This window comes from Streptomyces sp. NPDC051740, assembly GCF_044453165.1.
Lineage (GTDB): Bacteria > Actinomycetota > Actinomycetes > Streptomycetales > Streptomycetaceae > Streptomyces > Streptomyces atrovirens.
In genome coordinates, this window is record NZ_JBITCL010000017.1 from 109200 (window position 1) to 123183 (window position 13984).

The 13984-nt window shown below is 71.6% G+C and carries 12 protein-coding genes and 2 pseudogenes; 9 read left to right on the forward strand and 5 right to left on the reverse strand.

Annotation, left to right across the window (positions count from 1 at the left end; translation table 11 throughout):
* Nucleotides 1-163: 163 nt before the first annotated feature.
* Together ACIA6T_RS26040 and ACIA6T_RS26045 are read right to left on the reverse strand one after the other, a co-directional pair.
* Nucleotides 164-850, reverse strand: coding sequence for an integrin alpha (locus ACIA6T_RS26040; protein WP_399448941.1), 687 nt, complete (start codon nt 848-850; stop codon nt 164-166).
* A gap of 261 nt (nt 851-1111) precedes the next feature.
* Nucleotides 1112-1756, reverse strand: a pseudogene (locus tag ACIA6T_RS26045) (FG-GAP repeat protein); the annotation flags it as partial.
* A 208-nt stretch (nt 1757-1964) separates the two neighbouring features.
* On the opposite strand from ACIA6T_RS26045, the gene ACIA6T_RS26050 reads away from it, so the two are divergent.
* Both ACIA6T_RS26050 and ACIA6T_RS26055 read left to right on the forward strand, forming a co-directional pair.
* Entirely contained in the window at nt 1965-2831 is an 867-nt protein-coding gene (locus tag ACIA6T_RS26050; protein WP_399448890.1) for a hypothetical protein, read from the forward strand.
* 223 nt (nt 2832-3054) lie between these two features.
* Nucleotides 3055-4767 carry an IS200/IS605 family accessory protein TnpB-related protein gene (locus ACIA6T_RS26055; RefSeq protein ID WP_399448891.1) on the forward strand — a complete coding sequence of 571 codons (1713 nt, stop codon included), beginning with the start codon at nt 3055-3057 and terminating at the stop codon, nt 4765-4767.
* On the opposite strand, the pseudogene ACIA6T_RS26060 reads toward ACIA6T_RS26055, so the two are convergent.
* A pseudogene (locus ACIA6T_RS26060) lies at nt 4689-5033 on the reverse strand (VOC family protein); the annotation flags it as partial. The gene ACIA6T_RS26055 and the pseudogene ACIA6T_RS26060 overlap by 79 nt on opposite strands.
* Nucleotides 5003-5503, reverse strand: a complete 501-nt coding sequence (locus tag ACIA6T_RS26065) for a cupin domain-containing protein (RefSeq protein WP_399448892.1) — start codon at nt 5501-5503, stop codon at nt 5003-5005. The gene ACIA6T_RS26065 and the pseudogene ACIA6T_RS26060, both read right to left, overlap by 31 nt.
* 114 nt (nt 5504-5617) lie before the next feature.
* Between ACIA6T_RS26065 and ACIA6T_RS26070 the strand changes: the two genes are divergently transcribed.
* From ACIA6T_RS26070 to ACIA6T_RS26095, 6 genes are all read left to right on the forward strand, one after another.
* A complete protein-coding gene (locus ACIA6T_RS26070; protein ID WP_399448893.1) occupies nt 5618-6124 on the forward strand; it encodes a MarR family winged helix-turn-helix transcriptional regulator in 507 nt (168 codons plus the stop codon).
* Nucleotides 6125-6244: 120 nt separating this feature from the next.
* Nucleotides 6245-6406: a hypothetical protein gene (locus tag ACIA6T_RS26075; RefSeq protein WP_399448894.1), complete on the forward strand. Its 162-nt coding sequence runs from the start codon at nt 6245-6247 to the stop codon at nt 6404-6406.
* Between the two features lie 116 nt (nt 6407-6522).
* Nucleotides 6523-7629: a hypothetical protein gene (locus ACIA6T_RS26080; RefSeq protein ID WP_399448895.1), complete on the forward strand. Its 1107-nt coding sequence runs from the start codon at nt 6523-6525 to the stop codon at nt 7627-7629.
* Nucleotides 7616-8791: a toxic anion resistance protein gene (locus tag ACIA6T_RS26085; RefSeq protein ID WP_399448896.1), complete on the forward strand. Its 1176-nt coding sequence runs from the start codon at nt 7616-7618 to the stop codon at nt 8789-8791. Before ACIA6T_RS26080 ends, ACIA6T_RS26085 begins: the two co-directional genes overlap by 14 nt.
* Complete coding sequence (locus ACIA6T_RS26090) at nt 8788-10332, forward strand: substrate-binding domain-containing protein (protein ID WP_399448897.1); 1545 nt, start codon at nt 8788-8790, stop codon at nt 10330-10332. The genes ACIA6T_RS26085 and ACIA6T_RS26090 overlap by 4 nt, the downstream gene beginning before the upstream one ends.
* Entirely contained in the window at nt 10319-10912 is a 594-nt protein-coding gene (locus ACIA6T_RS26095) for a hypothetical protein (RefSeq protein ID WP_399448898.1), read from the forward strand. The genes ACIA6T_RS26090 and ACIA6T_RS26095 overlap by 14 nt, the downstream gene beginning before the upstream one ends.
* 180 nt (nt 10913-11092) lie before the next feature.
* Here the strand turns inward: ACIA6T_RS26095 and ACIA6T_RS26100 are convergent, their stop codons facing one another.
* Complete coding sequence (locus ACIA6T_RS26100; RefSeq protein WP_399448899.1) at nt 11093-12913, reverse strand: phosphoenolpyruvate carboxykinase (GTP); 1821 nt, start codon at nt 12911-12913, stop codon at nt 11093-11095.
* Between the two features lie 327 nt (nt 12914-13240).
* Between ACIA6T_RS26100 and ACIA6T_RS26105 the strand changes: the two genes are divergently transcribed.
* Nucleotides 13241-13954, forward strand: a complete 714-nt coding sequence (locus ACIA6T_RS26105) for a hemolysin III family protein (RefSeq protein ID WP_399448900.1) — start codon at nt 13241-13243, stop codon at nt 13952-13954.
* The last annotated feature ends 30 nt before the right edge of the window (nt 13955-13984 follow it).

Here is a 13984-nt window from a genome sequence, read left to right on the forward strand (position 1 = left end):
CGGGGGGGGGGGGGCGCGGCGGGGCCGGCGCGGGGGGCCGCCCCCCCCCCCCCCCCCGCGGGGGCGGGGGGGGGGGGCCGGGGGGGGGGGGGGGGGGGGGCGGGGGCCGCCCCCCCCCCCCCCCCCCCCCCCCCCCCCCCCCCTCATGCGGCGTTACGGGGAATCAGCCGCCCAGCACCGAGCCGAACTCGGCGTTCGGGTGGGTGAGGCCGAAGTCCTGCGCTCCGAACGAGGTCGCGCCGGTCGTCGTCAGGCCGGTCGCCGAGCCGTACAGCACCCAGTCGGCGCCGTCGCGCACCGACCCGGTGAGGACGTCCTCGCCCTTCGCCGCGACCGTGAGGTCCGCCGCGCCGTCGCCGTCGAGGTCGGTGATGTCCACGGCGGAGCCGAACCAGTCGTCCGCCTCCGCCGTGTCGGGCACGCCGTCGGTGTCCTGGTGGAACACCTGGGCGCCGGTGTCGGTCAGGCCGGCGGCCGTGCCCCGGAGCAGCACCGTCGCGCCGGTCCCCGACACGCCTCGGACCGTCGCACCCGGCGCCCCGACCGCCACGTCCGCGTAGCCGTCGCCCGTGACGTCGCCGACCGCGACGGAGGCGCCGAAGTTGTCGCCGGACCGGCTCCCGCCCGGGGCGTCGAGCGTGGCGGTGCGGTGGGCGCCGAGGCCGTCCGCGCTGCCGTAGCGGACGTGGACGGAGCCCGCGGCGTCCGAGTACTCGCCCGTGGTCGTCGCCGACGCGGGAACGTGGCCGGTGACGAGGTCGGCGTGGCCGTCGCCGTCGATGTCCCCGGCGGCGACGGAGACGGTGGGCGCCTCGCCCGTACCGGACGCGTCGGCACCCGGGGACGGCACGGAGACCGCCTCCAGCCCGCTGTCGCTCCACGTGTGGACGCCGGTGTACTGGCAGCCGTCCGCCGTCCCACCGCAGTTCTCCGGGCCGGTGACGACGAGCTGGGCGCGTCCGGCGCCGGTGAAGTCACCGGCGGTGAGGGTGCGGGGCTGTATGTAGGAGCCGTAGTTGTGGAAGCGCGCCACGTCGGTGGGCGCCGTGCGGCCCGCCAGGTCGTCGTACGCCCACAGGTTGGTGCGGCTGAGGGTGGCGATCTGCGGGACGCCGTCACCGTCCAGGTCGGCGACGACGACCTTCTTGCCGTAGTCCTTCTCGGCGGACCACTCGCTGGTGGCGTACGGGCTGACCATCGTCATGCCGTCGCCGCTCAGACCGTCCGGGCCGCCCCACAGCACGGTGAGCGTGCCGTAGGAGCTGCTGTACCGCACCGCTTCGCCCGGTGCGCCGACGACGAGGTCGGTGTAACCGTCGGCGTCCAGGTCGCCACTGGCGTGCGTGGCACCGAACAGGTGGTACGAGCCGGCGTCGCCGGGGACGCCCGCGGAGTTCTGGGTGAGGGTGGTCGAGCGGGCGGGCGAGACGCCGTCGGCGGACCCGTACAGGACGGTGACCGAGCCGGCGTCGATGTGGCCGTCGGCGGGAGCGTTCGGGGTGGCCACGACGAGGTCGGCGACGCCGTCGCCGTTGAAGTCGTCGGCCGCGGAGGTGGCCGCGCTCGCTGTGGGGGCGAGGGTCAGGGACAGGCCCGCGGCTGCCGTGGCGACGGCCAGGGCGGCGGCCAGGGTGCGTGTGCGCAAGGTTGCTCCAGTCTCAAGGACAGAGGTGAGGCGTGGGGGGCCGCATGCATGACGATCAAGGTGTGGCGGGGGTTGCGCCGGACGGGGGGAACGAACACGGAAGCTTGACAAACAACCCTGCTTCCTTCACCCGCAGTTCACATCCGAAGCGCCCGGGTGGTCAGCGGTGGGGGAATCCCGCCAGGCCGGTTCCGCGGAGACCTTCCTCGGCGGCCGCACCGAGTCCGACCCGTCCCGAATACCGGGATTGTCCGTCGGCGTGATCGCGGACCCTGCGTTGTTGTACAGTCCGCGCCCTGTCGCGACGTAAGGAAACCCCATGCGAACTGGCCCTCCGCGCGCCGCCGTGCTCGTCCTCCCGCTCGCTCTCGCGCTGACCGCGTGCGGCACGGAGACGGAGGAGCCCGGCAGGACGGGGGACTCTCAGGAGGCTGCGGCGCCGCAGCCGTCCCAGGAGGCCCCGCGTCCCGAGTCCGCCGAGGACTTCCTCGATCTCGCCGAGAAGGCCATGGCCGACGAGTCCGCCTGGAGCTTCTCCGTGGAGGGTGAGGAGGGGCTGACCCTCCAGGGGCAGAAAAGCGCCGCCACCTACGAGGGCACCGTCCGGCGCGCGGGCGGACGGGCGGCGCTGCACTCGCAGGGCGTCAGCACCAGCAGCAAGGGCGCGAAGGGGACCGAGGAGCTCTACGTCGTCGAGGGCGCGGGCTACTTGAAGGAGGACGCGGGCGACTGGAAGGCCGTGGACCCCACCGGACCGGAGATGGAGAACAAGGTCGAGGACCCGGTCTCGGCCGTCGAGGACTTCCGGGGCTACGCTCGGGCCGCCGAGGGCGATGTGCGGGTGACCCGGGCCGGCACGGTCGAACTCCGTGTCACCAGCGGCAGGCAGAAGCTGAGCGCCGTGCGGGACCGGGCGTGGGCGGAGAAGGCCAGGCGCGAGTTCGAACCGACGGCCGAGCAGCTGGGCAAGGCCGGCATACCCGTGCGGGACGGTCAGTTGACGCTGTCCGGCCTGGAGGAGGTGCTGGTCCTGGACGCCAAGACGTACCGGATCAAGAGTCACCGTCTCGACTTCGGCTTCCTCATTCCGTACGACGGCCAGGAAGTCTCCTTCGAGCAGCGGGTCTCGGAGAAGAACCAGGGCCCGTACGCGGGGAAGATCGAGCTCCCCGCGGAACTGCGCTGACGCCTGGACACGCGGCGCCCGCCCCGGCACCTGGGGGCGGGAACTGCTGGCATTTGACCATGCATAGGTGTGTTCTGGCGCGTATGAGCGAGTGTCCGGGGCATGGCGTGGCGGGATCGTGGGAGGGAACGGGTGTGCTGCTGTCGTATGGGTGACCTTTGCCGGTGATGGTCGTTGGGTGGGGTGGCGGCTGTTGAGACCGGTACGGGGCGGGGGTGCGGGGATGGGCGGGTTGCGGGAGGTGGCGGCGCCGTTCGTTGCCGCGGGGCCCTCGGGTGTGGCGGTCCGTGGCAGGCTCAAGGGCCTGACGGCCGTGGACGAGGAGGTGCTGCGGCGGGTGGGTGACCACCTGGGCGCGCTCGCCTCCCGGGACCTGAAGGCGCGTTGCGCGGCAGGACTCCGGCACGGCAGTGAGCAGTGGGCCGTGCGCAAGCGTGCCCTGACGCCTGAGTCGTCGTCGCGTTGGGCAGGTGCGGTCACGAAGGCGACCCATGATCAGTGGGCGCTCGCCCGACGCGCGCAGCTTGCCCATGTCCGAGGTTTGGAGGCGGGGGTGCGCATGATCGCGCACCGGCTGTCCCTCCCGGTCGGGCAGAAGGGCAGCAAGCATGCTCCGGGTGGGTATCGCAGCAGATGGGAGTGGCATGCCAAGTCCCGCCGTCTGCTTGTGCTCACCGACCGGCTTCAGGCGGCCCGCGCGGACTGGAAGGCCGGGCGGGTGCGGGTGGTGCGCGGCGGGAAACGCCTGCTGAACACCCGCCACCACCTTGCGGCCGCGCAACTCACCGAGACGCGGTGGCGCACCCGGTGGCGGGCCGGACGCCGGTTTCTGCAAGCGGACGGCGAATCGGGGAAGCGGTTCGGCAACGAGACCATCCGCGTCACGGGCGACGGTGAGGTGTCCCTCAAACTCCCTGCCCCACTGACGTACCTGGCCAACGCCCCGCATGGCCGCTACGTACTCGCCGGCCGGATCGCCTTCCCGCACCGGGGCGAGCAGTGGGCCGACCGGGTATCGGCGAACCTGGCTGTCGCCTACCGCATCCACGAAGACACCGACCGCGGCCGCTGGTACCTGACCGCCTCGTGGACCATTTCCCCGGCCCGGACCGTTCCCCTGGAGGCGGCCAGGGCGATAGGGCTCATCGGTGTGGACACCAACGCCGACCACTTCGCCGCCTGGCGCCTGGATGCTCACGGCAACCCGACCGGCGAGCCCCGCCGCTTCTCCTACGATCTCGACGGGCCCGCCACCCACCGCGACGCCCAGGTGCGGCATGCCCTGATCCGTCTGCTGCACTGGGCGTGGCGTGAAGGCGTGTGTCTGGCGGTCGAGGACCTCGATTTCGGCGCGGAGACGACAAGGGAGAAGCACGGCCGCCGAAAACGCTTCCGCAGGCTGATCTCCGGCATGCCCGTCGCCAGGCTGCGGGCAAGGCTCGTGTCCATGGCCGCCGGACTCGGCATCAGTGTCGTCGTCGTCGACCCTGCCTACACCTCCCGCTGGGGTGCCGAACACTGGCAGAAGCCGCTCTTCACCACCCGCCGCAAGACCACCCGCCACGACGCAGCCGCCGTGGCGATCGGACGACGCGCCCTGGGGCATCCGGTCCGGCGTCGGACGGCACCGCCCCCACACGACCGGAGTGATCGTGTGGGGCATCGGACCGTCCAGGCCGTACCAGGCGCCCCGGGGCGTGAGGGACCCCGCCCCCGCGTTCCCGGACCACGACGGACACGATCCGTGTCGCCGGACGCGGAGCGAACGCGGGCGACCAGCGCATCCACAACCGTTCGGGATGCGCCAGTTGTGCAAGTTTGGGTCCAAGACTCACTCCTGCTCACTGATCAGGAACGGTTGTGCGCGGGAGTCCTGGCGCCCCCGTGCGCCTCCAGGCGTTCGACCAGCGATGCGTCGACCGGGGCGCCGAGGTAGACCACGAACAGGTCGTCCACCGTCGGAGTGGGCTCGACCGGCCGTTCGGGGTCACGGGTGAGTTCGAAGTGCCAGGCGGCGCCCGGCGGCCCGACCATGAGCAGGTCGTGCTCGCCGGGGACCCGTCCGGTGGTCCGCCACAGCACTTCGAGCCCGAGGCCCTCCGCGTAGAAGCGTTCGGCGGCGGCCAGGTCCCTCGAGGGCCGGGCCATCCGGATCCGGGTCGTGGGGCCGATCACGCGGAGCCCTCCAGGGCGGCACGCCATACGGGGCTGTCGACATAGTGGTTGTCGAAGCGCTCCGACGACTCGGCGATCTCCTTCGGGTCGGCCTCGCCGCGCATCACCCGGCCGAGCAGGCGCAGGTAGTCGAACCTGCCCATGCCGGGGGTGAAGACGAACAGGACGTCCGCCTCACGGTCCGGGGCGGCCGCGAAGGCGTGCGGGGTGTGGGGCGGGACCGCGAGGAAGTCGCCTTCCTCCAGGACGGTGACCTCCTCACCCACCAGCACCCGCAGGGATCCGCCGATCACGAAGAACAGCTCCGACGCCCGGGTGTGGAAGTGGGCCGGCGCTCCTGCCGCGCCCTTCGCGAAGGTGGACCGGTAGCTCGTGAAGCCACCCGCGCCGCCGTCCGAATCGGCCAGGAGGGTCATCACGCTGCTCGGGTCGGAACAGGTCTCGGCGTCTGCACGACGGGTCAGCACCACGGCGGGCGGAGTGTCGGTCGCGGACATGGCGGGCTCCTCCTTCAACCTTGATAATCTCAACGTTAAGATAAAAGCAGCACAGACGTCTCAACGTCAAGTCTCTTAACGTTGAGAAGATTTCGACGGAGAGGAGCGACGGAGATGAGCGACGCCGTGGACGCGATCATCGGCCAGTGGGCGAAGGAGCGTCCCGATGTGGTGGAGGACCTCTGGCCGGTGGAGCTCTTCGCACGGATCCAGCGGCTGGCCCGGGTGATCGACAGGTCCGCCAGGGCCACGGCCGCCGCGCACGGAGTGGAACACGGCGAGTTCGACGTGCTCACCACACTGCAGCGCTCCGGGCCTCCCTACGCCCTCACCGCCGGGGCCCTCCTCAAAGCGTCCATGGTGACCTCCGGAGCGATCACCAACCGCATCGACAGGATGGAGGCCAAGGGCCTCGTCGAGCGGGTACGCGAAGGCGGCGACCGGCGCACCGTCGGGATCCGCCTCACCGAGCACGGACACGAGGTCACCCGGGCCGCCTTCGCCGACCATCTGGCGGACTACGCACACCTGCTCGACGGCGTGGACCGCGACCTGGTCGGGAGGACCGCCGAGGGCCTCCGGCAGCTGCTGGAGAACCTCGGCGACACGGCCGTCACGTGACGGCCCGTCGACGGCCGGCCCGGCACCGGCAGCCGGAAGGCGTTCCAGCGGCACCTCGAGGCGAGCCGGGACCACGACGACTCGGTCGACGGCGTTCCCGGGACCGACACGATCAAGGCGTTGCGGCGCAAGCCGAGCCGGCCGGCCTACGGCTACGACGGCCCGGTCGACGGGATCGCCGGGGACGGCACCGAGGCCGCCTCCAAGAAGTGCGCCGACCGGGGAAGAGCGCCTGCCGATCCCGGCCACGGGACCACCGGCCGGCGGGCGCGGGACGAGTGACGTCCCTCGCCCGCCGGCCGGACTGGCCGGTTCCCGTTGCGTACCGGTATCACCCGGACACCGGCCGTTCACCGGGACCGCCGGGGAACGTTGGATTCCGGCGGGATGCTCCGGCCGTGAGAAGGATTACGGGAATCGTCCTCGCGGTACTGCTGACGGCCGGCGTGGTGGCCGCCGTCGTCGCGGGCCGGGACAGCGGGGAGACGGGCACGGCAACGAAGACCGTGCGCATGGTGATCGGATCGGAGAAGGCGGAGTTCTTCGCCGATCCGGACGTGGTGGAGGCCCTCGCCGCCAAGGGCTACACCGTCGAGGCCGAGACCTCCGGGTCCTGGGCCATGGAGGGGCTGGACCTCAAGGGGTACGACCTGGCGTTCCCGTCCAGCCGGGCGCCCGCCGCCGGACTGGCCGAGAAGCACGGGGTGCGGGGCATCCTGCCGCGCCCGTTCTACTCGCCCCTCGTCGTCGTGTCCCGCCGCGGTGCCGCCGAAGTACTGGCCGCCAACGGGCTGGCCGTGCTCGACGGGAAGAACCCGGGCACGCTGAGGACGGCCGCCTACCTCGACGCGGCCGAACGCGACCGCACCTGGCAGCAACTGAAGGGGGCCGAGGAGTACGGGGAGCTGACCGGCACCCTCTACGTCTCCAGCACCGACCCGGAGACCTCCAACTCCGGCGCGTTGTACCTGGCCGCCGCCTCCTACGTCGCCAACGGCGGCAAGGTGGTCGCGAGCGACGCCGAGATCGGGCGCACCGCCCCCCTGCTGCGCAAGCTGATCGGCGTCCAGGGCGCCCAGCAGTCGAGCACGGACGCGGCGTTCCGGGACTTCGTCAGCGGGGCCGGCAACCCGCTCGTCCTCGTCTACGAGTCCCAGGTGTCCGCGCTCCTCAACGAACAGCAGCACGCGGACGACCTCGTCGTCCTCTACCCGGACACCACGGTCAACAGCGACCACACCGTCGTCCCGCTCACCGGGAACGGCCGGAAGATCGCCGAACTCCTCGGCAGCGACCCGGCGTTGCGCAAGCTGGCCGTCCGGCACGGTTTCCGCCCGCAGGGCGACGTCGCCGAGTTCGCGGCGGCCGCCGTGGGCCGCACCGCCTACCTCAAGCAGCGACTGACCGGCGTCCGCCAGGCGCCCGTGCCCACCTCCGCGGTGCTGCACGAACTGGCGCGACGGGCGCGCGGACAAGGGGGAACAGCAGCAGATGAACAGCACTGACGGGGACTTCGTCCTCACACCGCCCCAGGCCGTCACGCCCGTGCCCCGGGAGAGGGCCGGCGGGCTCGTGCCCGTCGACGACGGCGTACGCGCCGACATGGCGGCCAGGGCCGCCGCGTACGTCGAGGGGCTGGCCTCCCTGGACGCCCGCTCGCCCGAGTTCGCGGGCAAGGTCGGTGAGATCACCGCACTGGGCGCCGGCGAGATGCGTACCGCCACCGCGCAGTCCAACCGCATGCTGGAACGCACGGTCCGGAGCCTGCCCGACAAGGGCGGCGACGCCCAGTCCAAGGTGGCCGGGTCGCTCGTGGAGCTGCGGCGCGTGGTCGGGGACCTGGACCCGCGCGACCTGCCCGGGAACAAGGGCCGCACGTTCCTCTCCCGGCTGCCCGGCGGCAACAGGCTGCGCGACCACGTCGCCAAGTACGCCTCCGCGCAGGGCACCCTGAACGGCATCGTGGGCGCGCTGCGCGGCGGGCAGGACGAACTGCGCCGCGACAACGCCGCGTTGCAGACGGAGCGGGTCCGCCTGTGGGAGACCATGGGCAAGCTCCAGGAGTACGTCGTCCTGACGGAGGCCCTGGACACGGCCGTGGAGCGGCACATCGCAGGCGTCGAAACCACCGATCCCGCGCAGGCCGACTCGCTCCGCGCCGACGTCCTCTTCCCCGTCCGGCAGAAGCACCAGGACCTGCTCACCCAGCTCGCCGTGTGCGCGCAGGGCTACCTCGCCATGGACGTCGTACGGCGCAACAACGACGAGCTGATCAAGGGGGTGGACCGGGCGGCCACGACGACCGTGTCGGCGCTGCGGATCTCCGTGATGCTGGCGTCCGCGCTCGACCACCAGAAGAAGGTCGTCGAGCAGGTCGACGCGCTGCGCGGGACCACCGAGGAGCTGGTCCGGGGCAACGCGGAGATGCTGGCGACGCAGAGCGGGGAGATCCAGCGCATCGCCTCCGACCCGGCGGTCGGGGCCGAGACCCTGCGCACCGCGTTCCAGCAGATCTACCGCACGCTCGACGCCATCGACACCTACAAGGTGCGGGCGACCGAGGCGATGGCGGCGACGGTGGAGAACCTGACCTCCGAACTCCAGCATGCCAGTACCTACTTGGAGCGCAGCCGGTCGCAGGGCGCGCTGGAGGGAGGCCTCGGATGAGACGACGGTCCCTGGCCGCGCTGCTCGCCGCCGGCGCGGTCCTGCTGGGCGCGTGCACCGCCGGGTCGGCCTCGCGGGACGACGAGGACCCGCAGGCCGCCGCGCCGGGCACGCTGCGGGTGCTGGCCTCCAGCGAGCTCAGCGACATGACGCCGCTCCTCGAACGGGTCGAGAAGGACACCGGCGTCACCGTCCGGCCGACCTACATGGGCACGCTCGACGCCGTGGACATGCTGGCCACGGGGAAGACGGACGGCCGGTACGACGCCGTGTGGCTGTCCTCCAACGACTATCTGCGGCTGCGCCCGGAGGCGGCCGGGAAGATCGTCTCGGAGACGCCCGTGATGTCCAGCCCGGTCGCCGTCGGCGTGCGGTCCGCCGTCGTCGAGGAGCTGGGCTGGAACCCCGAGGACGTCACCTGGTCCGCGATCGAGCGGGCCGTCCGGGACGGCGGGCTCACCTACGGCATGACCGACCCGACCCGCTCCAACTCCGGTTTCTCCACGCTGATCTCCGTCGCCTCGGCGCTCTCCGGCGCGCAGTCCGCGCTCACCGACGCCGACGTGACGAAGGCGACGCCGCGGCTGAAGGGGTTCTTCGGGGGGCAGAAGCTCACCTCGGGTTCGTCGGGCTGGCTGGCTGGCGCGTACGACCGCCGCGGTGACGTCGACGCGCTCCTCAACTACGAGTCCGTCCTCAAGGGCTTCGAGGGCCTGACGGTGATCCGTCCGAAGGACGGGGTGGTCACCGCCGACTATCCGCTCTCCTCCCTCGCCTCCACCGACGCGGCCACCCGCGACGACGTGCGCCGGGTGACCCGTGCGCTGCGCTCGGACGCCGTGCAGCGGCTGATCACCGACCGCACGCTGCGCCGCCCGGTCGTCGCCTCGGTTCCGCCCGCGGCCGGACTGGACACCGGCCGCAGGCGCGAACTGCCCTTCCCCGGCAGCCGTTCCGTCGCCGACGGGCTGCTCGACGCGTACGAGAACCAGCTGCGCCGCCCCTCCCGGACGGTGTACGTCCTCGACACCTCCGGCTCGATGGAGGGCGAGCGGATCGACCGGCTGAAGCAGGCCCTCACCGGCCTCACCGACGACTTCCGCGACCGGGAGGAGGTCACCCTGATGCCGTTCGGCACGGACGTGAAGAGCGTGCGCACCCATGTCGTACGCCCCGGTGATCCGCAGCGGGGGATCGCCGCGATCCGCCGGGACACGGAAGAGCTGCGGGCCGAGGGCGACACCGCGGTCTACACGTCCCTGCGGAAGGCGTACGACCATCTGGGCGGCGGTGAGGACACGTTCACGTCGATCGTGCTGATGACGGACGGCGAGAACACGGCGGGCGACGGGGCCGGTGACTTCGACGCCTTCTACCGGGGGCTGTCCCGCGAGCGGCAGGACATCCCCGTCTTCCCCATCCTGTTCGGCGACTCCGACCGGGCCGAGCTGGAGCACATCGCGGAGCTGACCGGCGGCCGGCTGTTCGACGGGCAGGGGTCGCTGGACGGGGCGTTCGAGGAGATCCGTGGCTATCAGTAGGTACGTGGAGTCCCGCAAGAACATCGCCGGGTGCGCGGGCGGGCTGACGGGGCTGGTGCTGACGTTCACGGGCGTGGCGGGACCGTACTGGCCGGTCGTGGTGGCCGGGCTGTACGGGGTGGGCGCGCTGGTCGCCCCGCCCGAGCGGCCCGCGCCGCCCGCCTTCCCGGACCCGTCCGCGCGGCTCGACGAGGTGCGGGCCGACTTCGGGCGGCTGCGGGAGTACCTGGCGGACGTCGACCTGCCGCCCACCGCGACGGACCGGCTCACCGGACTGACGGACATGCTGGCCGCGCTGCTGGACCCCGGGTGGGTGACCGAGATCCTCGCCCAGGACCCGGACGCCGTGCACACCCTGTCCCGGGCCGTGCGGCAGGACGTGCCGGAGGCCGTCGACGTCTACGTGCGGACCCGCTGGTGGACGCGGCTGACACCCGGGCAGGTGCCTCCGGAGCAGCACCTGGTGCGTCAGCTGGAGCTGCTGCACGCGGAGGCGGAGCGGCTGGCGCGGGGCCTGCGGGAGACGGAGGCGCGGCGGCAGGAGTCGCACACCCGGTACCTGGAGGACCGGTCCCCGTGAGCCCGGCATGGCGGGGCCCGTCGTCGTCCTCCCGCCGGGGCGGGCGGGAGGACGGCGACGGGCCCATGGTCCCGCACGCCGTTGTGCGGGCCTCGCCGGTGTGTTCCGCGGCCGGTCGTGGCGTGACGATCGCTGGTCAGGGCATCCTCATACCGACCGGCCGCGGGGTCTGTGCGGGCGTCAGCCCAGGCGCTTCACCAGCGCGTGGTACTGGTCCCACAGTTCCTTGGGCGTGTGGTCGCCGAAGGTGTTGAGGTGGTCGGGGACCAGGGCGGCCTCCTCGCGCCACACGTCCTTGTCGACGGTGAGCAGGAAGTCCAGGTCGGCGTCGGAGAGGTCCAGGCCGTCCGTGTCCAGGGCGGCCTTGGCCGGAAGTACGCCGATCGGGGTCTCGACGCCCTCCGCGCGGCCGTCCAGGCGCTCCACGATCCACTTCAGGACGCGGGAGTTCTCGCCGAAGCCGGGCCAGACGAACTTGCCGTCGTCGTTCTTGCGGAACCAGTTGACGTAGTAGATCTTCGGCAGTTCGGACTGGTCCCTGTCCTTGGCCACGTCGATCCAGTGCGCCATGTAGTCGCCCATGTTGTAGCCGCAGAACGGCAGCATGGCGAACGGGTCGCGGCGCAGCTCGCCGACCTTGCCCTCGGCGGCGGCGGTCTTCTCACTGGCCACGTTGGCGCCGAGGAAGACGCCGTGGTTCCAGTCGAAGGACTCCGTCACCAGCGGTACGGCGCTGGCGCGGCGCCCGCCGAAGAGGATCGCGGAGATCGGCACGCCCTTGGGGTCCTCCCACTCGGGCGCGATGATCGGGCACTGCGCTGCGGGGGTGGTGAAGCGGGCGTTGGGGTGCGCGGCGGGCGTGCCGGACCCGGGGGTCCAGTCGTTGCCCTTCCAGTCGGTGAGGTGGGCGGGGGTCTCCTCGGTCATGCCCTCCCACCACACGTCGTTGTCGTCGGTGAGCGCCACGTTGGTGAAGACGGAGTTGCCCCACAGGGTCTTCATCGCGTTGGCGTTGGTGTGCTCACCCGTGCCGGGGGCGACGCCGAAGAAGCCGGCCTCGGGGTTGATGGCGTAGAGGCGGCCGTCCTCGCCGAAGCGCATCCAGGCGATGTCGTCGCCGATCGTCTCGACCGTCCAGCCGGAGACCGTGGGCTCCAGCATGGCGAGGTTGGTCTTGCCGCAGGCGGACGGGAAGGCGGCGGCGACGTACTTGGACTCACCGGTGGGCGGGGTGAGCTTGAGGATGAGCATGTGCTCGGCCAGCCAGCCCTCGTCGCGGGCCATGACGGAGGCGATGCGCAGGGCGTAGCACTTCTTGCCGAGCAGGGCGTTGCCGCCGTAGCCGGAGCCGTAGGACCAGATCTCGCGGTCCTCGGGGAAGTGGGAGATGTACTTGGTGCTGTTGCAGGGCCAGGGGACGTCCTCCTGGCCGGGCTCCAGCGGGGCGCCGACCGAGTGCACGGCCTTGACGAAGAAGCCGTCGGAGCCGAGCTCGTCCAGGACCGGCTGACCCATCCGGGTCATGGTGCGCATGGAGACGGCGACGTACGCCGAGTCGGTGATCTCGACGCCGATGGCGGACAGCGGCGAGCCGAGCGGGCCCATGCAGAAGGGCACGACGTACAGGGTGCGGCCCTTCATCGAGCCGCGGAAGACGCCCTTGTCGCCCCGGAAGATCTCCCGCATCTCGGCGGGGGCCTTCCAGTGGTTGGTCGGGCCGGCGTCCTCCTCCTTCTCGGAGCAGATGAAGGTCCGGTCCTCGACGCGGGCGACGTCGGTGGGGTCGGAGGCCGCGTAGTAGGAGTTGGGGCGCTTGATCGGGTCGAGTTTGCGGAAGGTGCCCTTGGCGACGAGCTCCTCGCACAGGCGTTCGTACTCAGCCTCCGAGCCGTCGCACCAGACCACCCGGTCCGGCTGCGTCAGGTCTGCGATCTCGTTGACCCAGGAAATCAGTCCCTGGTGGGTGGTGGGGACGCCGGGAGCCGCGATGTCGCGCGCCACGATTGCTCCTAAATGAGGGGTTTTTTGTTGGGAGGCCCCGTGGGGGCTGCGACCCGGATGCTTCACGGTGGGAGCTTGGGCGCTCATCCGGTGTCGACCGCACTCATTTGATCATCCGACGAGAGCGCCCATCTGTCCAGAGGGCCGCACAGGTGAGCAACGTGACGATGGCCACGGTTTCTCGCGGACCTTTACGCGCACGTTGGGTCGACATGGTGGTTTCTTTGCGTGACATGCCGGTGGGGTGGCGTGAGATGATGACCACTTCGTGTGGCCAATTCGACACCCGGACGCATAACTTACGGTTCCGTAGGTACCATGCCGGACATGACTGCGTTCGCCCCCGACGCGCCCGAGGACCCGGCGGTTGACGGCCAGGGCCCGGTCGCGACTTCCCTGCCGCATCCGGTCAAACCCAAACTCCGCGGCTGGCTGCACCTCGGCATGTTCCCCGCCGCACTGGTCGCCGGGCTGGTGCTGACCGCCTTCGCCGGCTCGAGCCGGGCCCGCCTCGCCTGCGCGGTCTACGCGCTGACCGCCTGCCTGCTGTTCGGCGTGAGCGCGCTATACCACCGGGGCGACTGGAGCCCCCGCATGGACGGAGTGCTGCGCCGCCTCGACCACGCCAACATCTTCCTGATCATCGCGGGCACCTACACCCCGCTGACCATCCTGCTGCTGCCGGAGTCCAAGGGCCGCTGGCTGCTGTGGGGCATCTGGGCGGCGGCCGCCGCCGGGATCGTCTTCCGGGTGTTCTGGGTCGGCGCCCCCCGCTGGCTCTACACGCCCTGCTACATCGCGATGGGCTGGGCGGCCGTCTTCTTCCTGCCCGACTTCATGCGCTCGGGCGGCATCGCCGTACTCGTCCTGGTCATCGTGGGCGGTCTGCTCTACAGCGCGGGCGGGGTGATCTACGGCCTCAAGAAGCCCAACCCGTCACCGCGCTGGTTCGGCTTCCACGAGGTCTTCCACTCCCTCACCCTGGCCGCCTTCATCGCCCACTACGTCGGCATCTCCCTGGTGGCGTACCAGCACGCGTAGTGACCGGTACGGGCCGTAGTGACCGGTACC

What these genes read in the sequence shown, in the direction of transcription:
- ACIA6T_RS26050 (WP_399448890.1), top strand. Translation starts at nt 1,965, where the DNA reads ATGCGAACTGGCCCTCCGCGCGCCGCCGTGCTCGTCCTCCCGCTCGCT.
- ACIA6T_RS26055 (WP_399448891.1), top strand. Translation starts at nt 3,055, where the DNA reads ATGGGCGGGTTGCGGGAGGTGGCGGCGCCGTTCGTTGCCGCGGGGCCC.
- ACIA6T_RS26065 (WP_399448892.1), bottom strand. Translation starts at nt 5,503, where the DNA reads ATGTCCGCGACCGACACTCCGCCCGCCGTGGTGCTGACCCGTCGTGCA.
- ACIA6T_RS26070 (WP_399448893.1), top strand. Translation starts at nt 5,618, where the DNA reads ATGAGCGACGCCGTGGACGCGATCATCGGCCAGTGGGCGAAGGAGCGT.
- ACIA6T_RS26085 (WP_399448896.1), top strand. Translation starts at nt 7,616, where the DNA reads ATGAACAGCACTGACGGGGACTTCGTCCTCACACCGCCCCAGGCCGTC.
- ACIA6T_RS26090 (WP_399448897.1), top strand. Translation starts at nt 8,788, where the DNA reads ATGAGACGACGGTCCCTGGCCGCGCTGCTCGCCGCCGGCGCGGTCCTG.
- ACIA6T_RS26105 (WP_399448900.1), top strand. Translation starts at nt 13,241, where the DNA reads ATGACTGCGTTCGCCCCCGACGCGCCCGAGGACCCGGCGGTTGACGGC.